This is a genomic window from Clostridium algidicarnis (assembly GCF_000703125.1).
GTDB lineage: Bacteria > Bacillota > Clostridia > Clostridiales > Clostridiaceae > Clostridium_L > Clostridium_L algidicarnis.
The window spans coordinates 1925203-1941557 of record NZ_JNLN01000001.1; the positions used below are offsets into that span (position 1 = coordinate 1925203).

The 16355-nt window shown below is 30.6% G+C and carries 11 protein-coding genes and 1 pseudogene; all 12 read left to right on the forward strand.

Going from position 1 to position 16355, the window contains the following annotated elements; genetic code table 11:
- Positions 1-13 precede the first annotated feature (13 nt).
- The 12 genes and pseudogenes from rpoN to rnr all read left to right on the forward strand — a co-directional run bounded on the left by rpoN (position 14) and on the right by rnr (position 16324).
- On the forward strand, positions 14-1381 hold the full coding sequence (rpoN, locus tag BV55_RS0109155; protein ID WP_198023230.1) for an RNA polymerase factor sigma-54: 1368 nt from the start codon (positions 14-16) through the stop codon (positions 1379-1381).
- Positions 1382-1528: 147 nt separating this feature from the next.
- Positions 1529-2560, forward strand: a complete 1032-nt coding sequence (locus BV55_RS0109160) for a sugar-binding transcriptional regulator (protein ID WP_029452535.1) — start codon at positions 1529-1531, stop codon at positions 2558-2560.
- Between the two features lie 150 nt (positions 2561-2710).
- Positions 2711-3721 (forward strand): type I glyceraldehyde-3-phosphate dehydrogenase, encoded by a 1011-nt coding sequence (gap, locus tag BV55_RS0109165; protein WP_029452536.1) that lies wholly within the window; start codon positions 2711-2713, stop codon positions 3719-3721.
- 297 nt (positions 3722-4018) lie between these two features.
- Entirely contained in the window at positions 4019-5212 is a 1194-nt protein-coding gene (locus BV55_RS0109170; RefSeq protein ID WP_029452537.1) for a phosphoglycerate kinase, read from the forward strand.
- A 107-nt stretch (positions 5213-5319) separates the two neighbouring features.
- Positions 5320-6066: a triose-phosphate isomerase gene (gene tpiA / locus BV55_RS0109175; RefSeq protein WP_029452538.1), complete on the forward strand. Its 747-nt coding sequence runs from the start codon at positions 5320-5322 to the stop codon at positions 6064-6066.
- Between the two features lie 247 nt (positions 6067-6313).
- Entirely contained in the window at positions 6314-7843 is a 1530-nt protein-coding gene (gpmI, locus tag BV55_RS0109180) for a 2,3-bisphosphoglycerate-independent phosphoglycerate mutase (RefSeq protein WP_029452539.1), read from the forward strand.
- Between the two features lie 94 nt (positions 7844-7937).
- Positions 7938-9236, forward strand: coding sequence for a phosphopyruvate hydratase (gene eno, locus BV55_RS0109185; protein WP_029452540.1), 1299 nt, complete (start codon positions 7938-7940; stop codon positions 9234-9236).
- A 241-nt stretch (positions 9237-9477) separates the two neighbouring features.
- Complete coding sequence (secG, locus tag BV55_RS0109190) at positions 9478-9705, forward strand: preprotein translocase subunit SecG (RefSeq protein WP_029452541.1); 228 nt, start codon at positions 9478-9480, stop codon at positions 9703-9705.
- 379 nt (positions 9706-10084) lie between these two features.
- Positions 10085-12109 (forward strand): sodium-translocating pyrophosphatase, encoded by a 2025-nt coding sequence (locus BV55_RS0109195; RefSeq protein ID WP_029452542.1) that lies wholly within the window; start codon positions 10085-10087, stop codon positions 12107-12109.
- A gap of 304 nt (positions 12110-12413) precedes the next feature.
- A pseudogene (locus tag BV55_RS15355) lies at positions 12414-12786 on the forward strand (IS607 family transposase).
- On the forward strand, positions 12728-13918 hold the full coding sequence (locus tag BV55_RS0109205; protein ID WP_029452544.1) for an RNA-guided endonuclease TnpB family protein: 1191 nt from the start codon (positions 12728-12730) through the stop codon (positions 13916-13918). The pseudogene BV55_RS15355 and the gene BV55_RS0109205 overlap by 59 nt, the downstream one beginning before the upstream one ends.
- A 162-nt stretch (positions 13919-14080) precedes the next feature.
- On the forward strand, positions 14081-16324 hold the full coding sequence (rnr, locus tag BV55_RS0109210; RefSeq protein WP_029452545.1) for a ribonuclease R: 2244 nt from the start codon (positions 14081-14083) through the stop codon (positions 16322-16324).
- Positions 16325-16355 lie beyond the last annotated feature (31 nt).

Sequence of the window (16355 nt, forward strand, 5' to 3'; positions counted from 1 at the left end):
GAAGAATATGAAGATGGATTTTAGCTTAAATTTAGCTCAAGAACAAAAATTAATAATGACTCAACAAATGCAACTTTCTGTAAAGCTTTTGCAGATGTCTAGTTATGATCTTCAAGAATATATAGAAAATGAGTTTCAAGAAAATCCTATTTTAGAGGTAGAGTATGAGAACAAAAAAGAAGAAGAACAAAAAGACATAATTGAATATAAAGAATTAGTGAAATATTTAGAGTTCGATAATTATAGCTCTAAAAATTACAAAAATTATAATGAACATGAAGAAATCTCACCTTTTAATTTTATATCCAGTGAAAAGTCATTGAAGGAGTATTTATATGAGCAAGTATCTGAATTAAATGAAGATGATTACACAAAGGCTATTTGTGAGTATATAATTGAAAGTTTAGATAGCAAAGGCTATTTAAGTTTATCTATTGAAGATATAGCAAAAGAACTTAAGATAAACACAGATACTTTTAATGATGCCTTAAAAATAGTTCAAAACTTTGAGCCAGATGGTATAGGAGCTAGAAACTTAAAAGAATGTCTTAAAATTCAAATGAGAAAAAAACATTTCTTGGATGAAAATATATGTAAAATTGTGGATGAACATTTACAAGACTTATCGGAAAATAAATATCAAAACATTGCAAAAGCATTAAATATTACTGTAAAAGAGGCTCAAACTTATGGTGATAAGATAAAAACATTAGAGCCTAAACCTTCAAGGGGATTTTTCACGGGAGAAGAAGTTAAATATGTATCTCCAGATGCCTATATTAGAAAAGTTGATGATAAATATTATATCGAGATGAATGAAAGTTTGATGCCAAGACTTTCTATAAATTCATTATATAAAGATATATTAAATCAAGAAAAAGATGATGTGGCTACTGAATTTGTAAAGGAAAAAATAAATAGTGCTATGTTTTTAATTAAGAGTATTGAACAAAGAAAGAGCACTATATATAAAGTAATAGAAAAAATCATAGAGCTTCAATATGATTTTTTTGAGTTTGGCAAAGAGTATTTAAAACCTATGACATTAAAACAAATAGCTGAAAGTTTAAACATGCATGAATCAACTATAAGTAGAGCTATAAAGGATAAATACATATATACAAATAAAGGAACTATTAAACTTAAAGATCTTTTTACTACTGGAGTTTATAGCTTAAAAGAAGGAGAAGATATTTCAGTTTTCAATATTAAAAAAGAAATGAAAAGATTAATTGAAGAAGAAGATAAAAACAAACCACTTTCAGATCAAGTTATTTGTGAAAAATTGAGTGAAAATGGTATGAATATTTCACGTCGCACTGTGGCAAAATATAGAGATGAGCTACAAATAAAATCTTCAAGTAAAAGAAAAAGGTTTTAATATAAATCTTAAATCTATGCGAGTTAACAATTTGTTAACAACTTTTTTCGAAACATGCTTTAAAATCTTAAAAAAATGACATATAATAATAGTTGTGGGACAGTAAAAAATAAACTGGGACATTTGGTGACCAAGGGGGTGTTTTCTTTGGAAGAAATTCTAAAGTTACAACAAAAGATAGTTCCTGAATTAATTGACCTTTTAGAAAAACGATATAATATTTTAAGGACTATATATTATAATCAACCTATTGGAAGAAGAATACTTGCCAATAATTTAGAAATAGGGGAGAGAATAGTAAGAACAGAAATAAACTTTTTAAAATCTCAAAACCTTATAGAGATAAATACCCCAGGAATGACGGTTACAAAAGAAGGAGAAGAAATAATAGATAAGCTCAAAAATTTTATTCATGAAATAAAAGGGTTATCTGAAATCGAAATTAAAATAAAAGAAACACTAGGCCTTAAAGATGTAATTATTGTTCCAGGAGATATGGATGAAGACAAGACGGTGATTAAGGAAATTGGTAGAGCAGGAGCAAACTTTTTAAAGGCCACTCTAAAATCAGGATACACAATAGCCTTAACCGGAGGAAGTACAATAAAAGAAGTAGTAGATAGTTTATCTAAGATAAATAATATAGAAGATGTATTAGTTGTTCCGGCTAGAGGTGGCATGGGTATAAATGTAGAAACTCAAGCAAATACACTAGCGGCTAATTTATCTAAAAAGGTAAATGGACATTATAAAATGCTTCACGTGCCAGACAACATAAGTGACAAAATATTAGAAAGTATATTAAAAGAAAAAGATGTGAAAAATGTTTTAGATAGTATAAAGTCCTCAGATGTTTTAATATACGGCATTGGAAAAGCAGAAGAAATGGCATTAAAAAGAGGTATGGAACTTAGTAAGGTAAAATCTATAGTAGATAGTGGTGCAGAAGGAGAAGCCTTTGGATGTTATTTTGATAAAAAAGGTAAACTTGTATGTTCAACATCAGCTGTTGGTGTAACCTTAAATGATACAAAAAGAATACCTATTGTTATAGCTGTAGCTGGAGGTTCAAGTAAAGCAGATGCTATCATTTCCACAGAGTTTGGAAATTCTAATAGTACACTTATTACAGATGAGGGTGCTGCTAGAGGGCTTATGGCAATAATAAAAGAGCTATAAACTTATTTATACACTTGATTAATAATTTTAAATATAAATTTAAAATTATTAATCAATTAAAAGTGTGACTAAAACAACTTAAAATATCTAATTAAAGTGTATAAATATTTATAATAAATAATCTAAGTATAAATTAGGAGGAGATTACAAATGGTTAAAATTGGAATAAATGGATTTGGAAGAATAGGAAGAAATGTTTTTAAGGCATTAGTAGCAAATTACGGTAATCAATTAGAAGTGGTTGCAATAAATGATTTAACAGATGCTAAAACATTAGCTCATCTTTTAAAATATGACTCATTATTTGGTAGATACGATAAATCCGTAGAAGCAAAAGAAAATTCAATAGTGGTAGACGGAAGAGAAATAAAGATATTTGCTGAAAGAGAACCTAAGAACATAGGCTGGGCTTCAATGGGAGTAGATATAGTTATAGAATCTACAGGATTCTTTACAGATGGACAAAAAGCTAAAGATCATATGGCACAAGGATCAGTTAAAAAAGTTGTTATATCTGCACCAGCTAAAAATGAAGATATAACAATAGTTATGGGTGTTAATGATGAAAAATACGATCCATCTAAGCACAACATTATATCAAATGCATCTTGTACAACAAACTGCTTAGCACCTTTTGCTAAGGTTTTACAAGAAAAGTTTGGCATAAAGAAGGGTCTTATGACAACTATTCACTCATATACAAATGATCAAAAAATATTAGATGCTCCTCATAGTGATTTAAGAAGAGCAAGAGCAGCAGCAGAATCAATGATACCAACTACAACAGGAGCTGCTAAGGCAGTTGCACTTGTATTACCAGAATTAAAAGGAAAATTAAATGGATTCTCACTTAGAGTTCCAACACCAACTGTTTCTTGCACAGACCTAGTTGTAGAACTAGAAAGAGATACTACAGTTGAAGAAATAAATGCAGCATTTAAAGAAGCATCAGAAACTTACATGAAGGGTATACTTGGATACGAAGAAGAGCCATTAGTATCCATGGACTACAGAGGAGATGCTAGATCTTCTATAATAGATGCACCATCAACTATGGTTATAGAAGGAAACATGGCAAAGGTAGTTTCTTGGTATGACAACGAATGGGGATATTCAAATAGACTTGCAGACCTTACTTCAAAGATTGCAAAAAGCCTATAATTTTAAAATTTAAATTTTATTTTTAATATAAAAATTAGCTTTAAAGAAGATTTAATAAATGTCTGGTTTTGTAGTTAGTTAAAGCTATAAGGCCAGACTATTTTAATATATAAATCTTTGATATTATCAAGTGATTCTTAGACTCAGGTGGAGTTTGCTTATAAGGAATACATCTCTCCATCTGAGTTTTAGAAGAACTTATCCAGGGGCGTAGCAGCCGTCATTCCCCACCTTGAAGAGGATAGGGGTGTTACGGATGGTAGCCATCGGATAAATATATAAAAAGAGGTGAAAGTTTTGAAATTTAATAAAAAGACCATAGAAGATGTTCAAGTAAAAGGGAAAAGGGTTTTAGTAAGATGTGACTTTAACGTTCCACTTCAAGATGGAGTTATAACAGATGAAAATAGACTTTTAGGAGCTATGCCTACAATTAAATACTTAGTTGAAAATGGCGCTAAGGTTATATTATGTTCTCACCTTGGAAAAGCTAAAGGACCAGATTCAACAAAAACTTTAGCACCTGTAGCAAAAAGACTAAGCGAGTTACTAGAAAAAGAAGTGGTATTTGCAGCAGATGATAAGGTTGTAGGAGAAAATGCTAAAAAAGCTATATCAAAGATGAATGAAGGGGATATAGTTCTTTTAGAAAACACTAGATTTAGGCCTGAAGAAGGTAAAAATGAAGATAGCTTTTCAAAGGAATTAGCATCCATTGCTGATATATATGTAAATGATGCATTTGGAACTGCTCATAGAGCTCATTCATCTACAGTAGGAGTTACAAAATTTGTTGAAACTTCAGTATGTGGATATCTAATTCAAAAAGAATTAAGGTTTTTAGGAAGCGCTATAGAAAATCCAGAAAGACCTTTTGTAGCAATACTTGGAGGCGCAAAGGTTTCAGATAAGATAAATGTTATAAACAACTTATTAGATAAGGTAGATACTTTAATAATAGGTGGAGGAATGGCATTTACTTTCTTAAAAGCAATGGGTTATGAAATAGGAACTTCATTACTTGAAGCGGATAAAGTAGATTATGCAAAAGAAATGATGGAAAAAGCTAAAGAAAAGAATGTTAAATTATTAATACCTGTAGACAATGTAATAGCAGATAAATTCTCAAAAGATGCAACCCCTATTATAACAAAAGATGAAAATATAACTGAAGGATACATGGGACTTGATATAGGACCAAAAACTTCAAAGCTATTTTCAGATGAAATAAAGATGGCAAAGACTGTAATTTGGAATGGACCTATGGGAGTTTTTGAATTTGAAAACTTTGCAAAAGGAACTGTAGAAGTTGCAAAAGCTATGGCAGAATCTAATGCTGTAACTATAATAGGTGGAGGAGATTCAGCAGCAGCTGTTAATATATTGGGATTTGGAGACAAAATGACCCATATATCAACAGGTGGTGGAGCTTCTTTAGAATTTTTAGAAGGAAAAGAATTACCAGGAATAGTTGCTTTGAGTGACAAGTAATAAGTAATAACTAATAAATGTTATAGAAATTATAAATAATTACCTATATAAATAATATTTAATTCACAAATAATTACCCTGAAAATTAAAAGAAAGAGGTGTTTTTAGTGAGAAAGCCAATTATAGCAGGAAACTGGAAGATGCACTATACAGTGGATGAAGCTGTAAAAACTATAGAAGATTTAAAACCTTTAGTTAAAAATAGCAAATGTGATGTAGTGGTTTGTGTACCATTTATATCTTTAGATGCAGTATTAAAAGCAGCTAAGGGCAGTAATATAAAGGTTGGAGCTCAAAACATGCATTTTGAAGAAAAAGGAGCGTTTACAGGAGAAATATCTCCAGGAATGTTAGAATCTATGGGAGTAGATTATGTTATAATAGGACATAGTGAAAGAAGACAATACTTTAATGAAACAGATGAAAGTGTAAATAAGAAGTTAAAAGCTTCATTTAGTCATAATATGATTCCTATACTGTGTGTTGGAGAATCACTAGCTCAAAGAGAAGCTAATATAACAAATGAAATAATTGGATCTCAAATTAAGTTAGACCTTATGGGCATCTCAAAAGATAAGGTAGAACAAATTGTAATAGCTTATGAGCCAATCTGGGCTATAGGCACAGGTAAAACAGCTACTTCTGATGAAGCAAATGAAACTATAGCACACATAAGAAAAGTTGTAGAAGGATTATACGGAAAAGAAGTATCAGATAAAGTAAGAATTCAATACGGTGGTTCAGTTAAGTCATCTACAATAAAAGAGCAAATGGCAAAATCAGATATTGATGGTGCATTAGTAGGTGGAGCTAGCCTAGTTTCAACAGAGTTTTCTGCCATAGTCAATTATTAAGTATTCCTTTTAGATATATTATCCTAAGCATAGAACTTAAAATTAGAAAAGATCTTATATTATTTAAGTCTTGTATACTATTTGCAGTTCTATTGTCTTAGGTATACATAAGTAGTATAATAATTACAAAGATAATTGTTATCAACTGAATGTCTTTTATATGTTAGAATATAGAATATTACTCTAGTAATTAATTATAAAATTCTAATTATAAAAGAATTATAAATAAAAACGTTGGAGGAATATTATGACTAAAAGACCAGTTATGTTAATGATATTAGATGGATTTGGAGCAACAGATAAAGCCGAAGGAAATGCTGTACTTGCAGCAAATAAACCAAATTACGACAAGATATGGAGTAGTTATCCACACACATACTTAAATGCAAGTGGACTAGATGTAGGATTACCAGCTGGACAGATGGGTAATTCTGAAGTAGGACATTTAAATATAGGATCAGGTAGAATAATTTATCAAGAGCTTACTAAAATTACAAAAGAAATAGAAGAAGGTAAATTTTTCAAAAATGAAGCTTTAAACTTAGCTATGGATAAGGCAAAGGAAAATAACAGTGCATTACATCTTCTAGGCCTTTTATCAGATGGTGGAGTTCACTCCCATGTAGATCATGTTAAAGCCTTACTACAAATGGCAAAAGATAAAGGGTTAACTAAGGTTTACCTACATGCATTTACAGATGGAAGAGACGTACCCCCTACATCAGGCATTGAAGTTATAGCTGACATGGAAAAATATATGAATGAAATAGGGCTTGGCAAGATAGCTACTATAAGTGGTAGATATTATGCTATGGATAGAGATAATAGATGGGAAAGAATTCAATTAGCTTATAATGCTATGGTACTTGGTGAAGGTGACAGAGCTACATCTGGAGTTCAATGTGTAGAAAGATCTTATAAGGATAATAAGACAGATGAGTTCATATTACCTTGTGTTATAGAAGAAAATGAGACTCCTGTAGGTAAGATAGAAGACAATGATTCTATAATATTTTTCAATTTTAGGCCAGATAGAGCAAGAGAAATAACTAGAGCATTAAATGATAAAGAATTCCAAGGTTTCCCAAGGACAACTTTAAATTTGACTTATGTAACCATGACACAATACGATAAGACACTTGAAGGGGTAGAAGTTGCATATAAACCAGAAATATATACTAATACTCTTGGAGAATACGTAAGTAAACTTGGGAAAAAGCAACTAAGAATAGCTGAAACTGAAAAATATGCACATGTTACATTCTTCTTTAATGGAGGAGTTGAAGCTCCAAATGAAGGCGAAGATAGAGTTTTAGTGTTATCCCCAAAGGTTGCAACTTATGATCTACAACCTGAAATGAGTGCTTATGAAGTAACTGAAAAGTTAATAGAAAAAATAGATGAAGATCAATATGATATGATAATATTAAACTTTGCTAATCCAGATATGGTAGGTCATACAGGCGTATTTGAAGCTGCTAAAAAAGCCATTGAAGTCATAGATGAATGTTTAGGTAAAATTTCAGATAAGATATTAGAAAAGGATGGTTCTCTATTTGTAACTGCTGATCACGGAAATTCAGAACAAATGGTAGAGTATGGAACAAAGAACCCTATGACAGCTCATACAACAAATAAGGTTCCATTTATATATATTTCAAATAATGCAACACCTCTTAGAGAAGAGGGAAGACTTTCAGATATAACACCTACAATATTACAAGCAATGGGACTTGAAGCTCCTGTTGAAATGACAGCAGAATCTTTGATCAAATAATAGATATATAGCTATAAGGAAGTCATAGGTATTATATATCTTCTTTATAGCAATAATATAAATAAAGACTTAACGATAATAGGAGGTATAATTAATGAAAAATTATGTTGAAATAGTAGACATTTTTGCAAGACAAATATTAGACTCAAGATCATTTCCAACTGTAGAGGTGGAAGTAACATTAGAAGATGGAACTGTTGGAGTAGCTTCAGTACCATCAGGAGCATCTACAGGAATATTTGAAGCTGTTGAATTAAGAGATGGAGACAAATCTAAATTTAAAGGTAAGGGTGTTTTAAAAGCAGTTGAAAACATCAACGAAACCATAGCAACAGAACTTGTAGGTATGAATATATTTGATCAAGTATCTATAGATAATCTTATGATAGAATTAGATGGAACAGAAAATAAAGGTAAACTAGGTGCAAATGCTATACTAGGGGTATCTCTAGCAGTAGCAAAAGCAGCAGCTAACTACTTAGGACTTCCACTATATCAATATATAGGTGGAGTTAATGCAAAGGTTCTTCCAGTACCTATGATGAATATCATAAATGGTGGAGAACATGCTGATAACAACGTAGACCTTCAAGAATTTATGATAATGCCAGTAGGAGCTTCATCTTTTAGCGAAGCTTTAAGAATGGGTTCAGAAGTATATCATACATTAAAGACATTATTAAAATCTAAAGGATATGATACTGGTGTAGGTGATGAGGGTGGATTTGCTCCAAACCTTGGTTCTAATGAAGAAGCAATTGCAATTATAGTAGAAGCTATAGAAAAAGCTGGATACAAACCAGGAAAAGATATCTTTATAGCTCTTGACCCAGCTTCATCAGAATTCTTTGAAGATGGAAACTACAACTTAAAAGGAGAGGGAAGAATACTTACTCCAGAAGAAATGGCTAATTACTATGTAGAGCTTGCAAGTAAGTACCCAATTATATCAATAGAAGATGGTATGGCAGAAGAGGACTGGGAGGGATGGAGACTTCTAACTGAAAAGATAGGAGATAAAGTTCAACTAGTAGGAGACGACTTATTTGTAACTAATACTAAGAGATTAAACATGGGGATTGAAAAGGGCGTAGCTAATTCAATACTTATAAAGTTAAATCAAATTGGTACATTAACAGAAACTTTAAATGCAATTGAAAGAGCTCAAAGAGCTGGATACACTGCAGTAGTTTCTCATAGATCAGGAGAAACAGAAGATACTACAATAGCAGATCTTGTTGTAGCAGTAAATGCAGGACAAATAAAGACAGGAGCTCCAGCTAGAAGTGAAAGAGTTGCTAAATACAATCAATTATTAAGAATAGAAGAAGAATTAGATGACATGGCTGAATACAGAGGAATAAAAGCTTTTAATAATATTAAAAATAGATAATTTAAATAAAAGTTTTAGTAATAAGTAGTTTAAATAAGATTATTTACTTAATAAGCCTACTCTAAAGAAGAGAGTAGGCTTATTTTTAAGCTTAATATTTCAAATAGCATATGTTATTCATAGAATAATACAAAAAACATTGCAAATAAAATTAAAAAAGTTGTAAACTTAATTGTAATATGCTAAAATGACTTTATGTATATTACATATAAAAGGTAATATATTTTAGGAGGGAATTATAATGCATAATTTTTTAGTGGTTTTAGAATTTATATTAGCATTAGCTCTTATGACAGTAGTTTTAATGCAACCAAGTAAGGCAGATGGGTTAAAAGGATTTATAACTGGAGGATCAGAAACATTTTTTAGCAAAAATAAGTCTAGAACTAAAGAAGCGCTGCTTGTAAAACTTACAGTAGTTACAGCAATTTTATTTGCGATTACTACTATAGCATTAAATATAGTATAGATTATAATAGCAATGAATATTAACAAAGAAGATTTTGAAATTTAAGATTATAGTTAATAACCTATACTTAAGATTTTGTTATTATAATAAGGTTGTAAGATTACATAAACCTTATTGCTGCTTATAATGGTGTTGATTTTAGAAGGTTAAAGAGCCTTTAATAAAAGAAACTTTATTATCTTAAAGGCAGCTTTTTTTATGAGCATTTGTATTTATTAAATTCAATGTTATTGTAATGATTTATTTTTATTTTTATTTAGAGATAGGAAAATATTTGGTCTTAACTTAATTATTAAATTGTACTAAGTTTAAGATGAATGAAGTCTTTAATATAAAAGTAATTAATAAGTATAAATTATTTTATTAGGAGGTTTTTTTTATGAACTCTACTTATATCTATTTAGTAGCACTTAGTGGAATTTTAGCTCTTATATTTGCTTTTATTCTAGCTAAGGATATATCTAAGCAAGATGCTGGTAATGATAGAATGAAAGAGATTGCTGGATACATACACGAAGGGGCTATGGCCTTTTTGAATAGGGAATATAGATATCTTGCAATATTTATAGTTATTGTTGCGGCAATTATAGTTATATTTTTAAACTGGCAGACTGCAATTTGTTTTGTAGTAGGAGCTATCTTCTCTATGGTTGCAGGATACTTTGGTATGATAGTTGCAACTAAAGCAAATGTTAGAACAGCAGAAGCAGCAAGACATGGTCAAAGTCCAGCCTTGAAGATTGCATTTTCAGGTGGAGCTGTAATGGGAATGAGTGTAGTAGGTCTTGGAGTATTGGGATTTAGTATATTATACCTAATGTTTGATGGTAACCCAGTTTATTTAACAGGTTTTGGTCTTGGAGCAAGTTCAATTGCATTATTTGCCCGTGTTGGTGGTGGTATTTATACTAAAGCTGCAGATGTTGGAGCAGATCTTGTAGGAAAAGTTGAAGCTGGAATACCAGAAGACGACCCAAGAAACCCAGCAGTTATAGCAGACAACGTTGGAGATAATGTTGGAGACGTTGCTGGTATGGGAGCAGATTTATTTGAATCTTATGTAGGATCTATGATATCCGCTATAACTTTAGGAGCAGTTGTATTTACAACTGGAGAAGGAGTTTTATATCCTATGGTATTAATGGGCATAGGAATAATAGCATCAATTATAGGATCTTTATTAGCTAGAAATAGCAAAAATTCTAATCCTCAAAAAGCATTAAATTCAGGAACTTATGTAGGTGGAGTAATAGTTATTATAGCAGCTGCAGTATTAAGTAAAACTGTATTTGGAAACTATAAAGCTTTCTTTGCAGTAGCAGCAGGCCTTGTAGTTGGGATGATAATTGGTAAGGTTACAGAAATGTATACATCTTCTGATTACAAATCAGTTAAAACTATAAGTGAGCAAGCAGAGACAGGCGCAGCTACTACTATAATATCTGGTTTAGCTGTAGGAATGAAATCTACAGTAATTCCAATAATACTAATATCTATTGGTATACTTGTTTCTTATTCAGTTATGGGTGGATTTCAAAATGCGGCTATGGGACTTTATGGTATATCCCTTGCAGCTGTAGGAATGCTATCTATAACAGGCTTAACAGTAGCCGTAGATGCTTATGGCCCAATAGCTGATAACGCTGGTGGTATAGCAGAAATGTCTCATTTACCAGCTGAAGTTAGAGAAATAACAGATAAATTAGATTCTGTTGGTAATACTACAGCAGCAATAGGAAAAGGATTTGCCATAGGTTCAGCTGCATTAACAGCATTAGCATTATTTGCATCTTATGCTCAAGCAGTTAACCTAAATAACATAGATTTATTAAATCCAGTTAGTTTAGTAGGATTATTAATAGGAGCTATGTTACCTTTCTTGTTTGGAGCACTTACTATGGAATCCGTAGGTAAGGCTGCAAATGAAATGGTTGAAGAAGTTAGAAGACAATTTAGAGAAATACCAGGAATCATGGAAGAAACAACTAAACCAGATTATGCAAAATGTGTTGAAATATCTACTGCAGCTGCGTTAAAAGAAATGATTCTTCCAGGAATACTTGCAATAGTAATTCCAATTTTAGTTGGAATACTTTTAGGAGCTGAAGCTTTAGGTGGACTTATTGGTGGAGCCGTAGCTACAGGCGTTTTAATGGCTATAATGATGTCAAACGCAGGTGGAGCTTGGGATAACGCTAAGAAGTACGTAGAAAGCGGAGTTCATGGTGGTAAGGGAAGTTATGCACATAAGGCTACTGTTGTTGGAGATACAGTAGGAGACCCATTTAAGGATACTTCAGGCCCATCCATGAATATATTGATAAAGCTTATGACTATAGTTTCATTAGTATTTGCACCAGTTATAGTAAAACATGGTGGACTATTAATAAATATGTTTAAATAAAAAAGACTTTTAAAAGTAGGCTTCTATGTTATCATAGTAGCCTACTTTTAATTTAGACCTATTTAAGAGCAATTTAAAAATGTTAAACAAAACATAATAATTTTTAAATGTATTTCATGATATAATTAATCTTATAACTTAGATATACTAGAATTAACATAGAAATTAAGGGCAAAATATAATAATATATATTAAAAATAGTATTTAAACATAAGAGGAGGAAAATTTCAGTTATTAAAAATATTAACAAATGTGTTTAAGGGTGTTAATATGTACTCAAAGTGTGATAATAATGAGTAAACATATAACAAACTATAAACCGGAAGATTTTGCAGGATTATTAAATGTATCAGTAAAAACATTGCAAAGATGGGACAGAGATAAAATACTAATAGCAAAAAGGACTCCTACCGATAGAAGATATTATACATATGACCAATATCTTGAATTTAAAGGTGTAACAAACGATTCGAATACAAAAAATAATAGTTGTTAATAATGAAACATTATCACCTAATGAAGAGTTAGTTCAAGATATAATTTCCATACTTCATGTTTTTAGTTGTAAGATTTATGGGATGCGAAAGTATAAGAAAAAGATAGAGGAAGATGAGGAAATTGCTAAAAGCTTACAAAACGGAAATCAATCCAACAGAGATACAAAAACAAAAGATTAATCAAGAAATTGGAGTTTGTAGATATTTATATAATTCTTATCTAGCTAAGAACAAAGAATTGTATCAACAATATAAAGATGGATTAATCGATAAAAAACAATCATTTATGAATGCTAATGATTTTGATAAATATATAAATCATGAAGTTAAAACTTTAGATGAATATATTTGGATTAATAGTTGTGGTTCTAAAGCTAGAAAGAAAGCTATGTGTAATGCTGAAACTGCTTATAAAAAGTTTTTTAAGGGAGAATCTAAATTCCCTAGATTTAAAAAGAAAAAGAATCAAGATGTTAAAATTTATTTTCCTAAAAATAATAAAGGTGATTGGAAAATCGAACGTCATAAATTAATGATACCTTCTTTAAAGAATGTTAGATTAAAAGAATTCGGATATTTACCAGTTGGAGCAAATGTTGTAAGTGGAACAGTATCAAAAAAGGCTAATAGATACTATGTTTCAGTATTAGTAAAAGTCGAAGAAAAATATCAAGTTAATTCAAATGAAGGATTAGGTATTGATTTAGGACTAAAAGATTTCTCAATAATGTCTAATGGAATTACTAAAAAGAACATTAATAAAACTAAAAGAGTTAAGAAAATAGAAAAGAAATTAAAAAGAGAACAAAGAAAACTTTCAAGAAAGTATGAAAGTTTAAAATTAAGAAATAAAAATATTAAAAAAGAAGGAGGAAATGCTACTAGACAAAATATCCAAAAACAAATAGTTAAAGTACAAAAACTTCATCAGGCTTTAGGAAATGTTAGAGAAAACTATTTAAATCAATCTGTGAATGAAGTAGTTAAGCAAAATCCAAGCTTTGTTACTATTGAAGATTTAAATGTAAGAGGAATGATGAAGAATAAACATCTTTCAAAAGCAATATCAAAACAAGGATTTAATATGTTTAGAGTTAAATTAACTAATAAATGTAATGAATATGGTATTGAATTAAGAATAGTTGATAGATTTTATCCTTCAAGTAAACTATGTCATGAATGTGGTTCTATTAAAAAAGATTTAAAACTAAGTGATAGAGAGTATATTTGTGAATGTGGGTATAAAGAGGATAGAGATTTAAATGCAAGTTTAAATTTGAGAGATGCTAAAATATACAAAATTGCAAATTAGAAGCAATTGTATATATGTACCAATGGCTAGTTGGGAATTTACGACTGTGGAGTGTTATATCAAATGTTAGTAATCTAATTTATTAGATGAGGACAGACACGAAGAAACAGTAATAATCTCGATATGGGTATGTTTGTCCGTATTTTGAGTAGCAGTGATTATATGAACGTTAAAGAAAGTATTATTAATTTTATGAGAAATCAAACATATAAACCAATGGAAATTCGAGAATTAGCTGCTGTTTTTGATATAAATAAGGGTGAATATAAAGAATTTAAAAAAGTAATAAAGGTAATGGAAAAAGAAGGACTTATAGTAAAAACAAATACAGATAAGCTCGGACTTACTGAGAAAATGGGGTTAGTTCCGGGAAGACTTCAAGCTCACCAAAAGGGATTTGGATTTGTTATACCTGATGAAGAGGGCTTAAAAGATGTATTTATACCTAGTTCATTTATAAATGGAGCTATGAACGGTGATAAGGTTGTTGCAAAAGTCACAAAAGAAGACTTTAATGGTAAAAAAAGAGAAGGAGAGATTATAAGAATAACAGAAAGAACAAATACTACCATCATAGGAGTTTATGAAAGTAGTAGTAACTTTGGATTCGTTATTCCAGAAGATAAAAGGATACAAAATGATATATTCATACCTAAAAACCAAAAAAATGGCGCAGATGATAATGATGTAGTTATAGTAGAGATTACAGAATGGCCAGGAAAGAGAAGAAATCCTGAAGGAAAAGTCTTAGAGATATTAGGTAAAAAAGGTGACAGGGGTCTTGATATATTAACTATAATTAAAAAACACTCATTGCCAGAAGAATTCCCAGAAAAGGTTCTAAAATTTGCAGAAAATATAGAAGATCATATACCAAAGGATGAATACAAGAAGAGAAAAGATTTAAGAGAAGTTAGAATGGTAACGATTGATGGTGAAGATGCAAAGGATTTAGATGATGCTGTGTCTATAGAAAGGCTTGAAAGTGGAAACTACAAACTAGGAGTTCATATAGCAGACGTATCTCACTATGTAAAGGAAAACAACCCACTAGATAAAGAAGCACTAAAAAGAGCCACTTCAGTTTACTTAATAGATAGAGTTATACCAATGCTTCCACAAAAGTTATCTAATGGTATTTGTTCTTTAAATCCTAAGGTAGATAGATTGGCTTTAAGCTGTTTTATGGTTATAGATAAATCAGGAAAGGTTTTAGAACATGAAATATATGAAAGTGTAATAAATACAAGTGAGAGAATGACCTATACTGAGGTAACAAAGATACTCAAAAAAGAAGATAATGAACTGTTAGAAAGATATGATTATCTTTATGATGATTTTAAGGCTATGGAAGAGCTTTGTAATATATTAAATAAGAAAAGACTTGATAGAGGAGCTATCGACTTTGACTTTGAAGAATCTAAAATTATACTAGACAAGATGGGTAAACCAATTGATATAAGACCTTATGAAAGAGAAATATCAAATAGAATCATAGAAGAATTTATGTTAGTATGCAATGAAACCATTGCTGAGCATATGTACTGGGCTAATATCCCATTCATTTATAGAATTCACGAAAATCCAGATGAAGAGAAGTTGCAACGTTTTAGTGAATTTATATATAACCTAGGTTATGTAGTTAAATGGAGTAAAGAAATACATCCAAGTTCATTACAAGAGGTATTAAACAAAGTTAAAGGAGAAAAGGAAGAAAGTGTAGTAAGCACTCTTCTTTTAAGATCCATGATGCAAGCTAAATATGGCCCTGAATCTGTAGGACACTTTGGCCTTGCAGCTAAATATTATTGTCACTTTACATCACCAATAAGAAGATATCCAGACCTTATGATTCATAGAATAATTAAAGAATTTATAAATGGTAAAGTTGACTCAGAAAGAGCTTCAAAGCTTGTTCCTATTGTAGACTATGCAGCAAAACAGTCCTCTGAAAGAGAAAGAACAGCAGAAGAGGCTGAGAGAGAAGTAGATGATATGAAAAAAGCTGAATACATGAGCGAAAAAATTGGAGAAGAATTTGAGGCGGTAATATCCTCAGTAACTAGCTTTGGATTCTTTGCACAGCTACCTAATACAGTAGAAGGTTTGGTTCATATAAGTACCCTAGATGATGATTACTATATATATGATGAAAGGCATCTTAGCTTAGTAGGGGAAAGAACAAAAAATATATATAGGCTAGGAGATCCAGTAAGAATAAAAGTAGCTAGAGTAGACCTTGAAAATCATGAGATATACTTTGACCTTTTAAAAGAGGATCTAAATACAGAAGATAAAGCCCTTCTAACAAAGAAGATGAGTTATTTAGATGAGGAAGATAAAGATGATGAAGAGGATGAAAGTGATATAATAGAAGATGTTAAAAGTGAGTACTACAAAGAATAAGAGATAAAAATTTAATATTTAAAAATTCTTA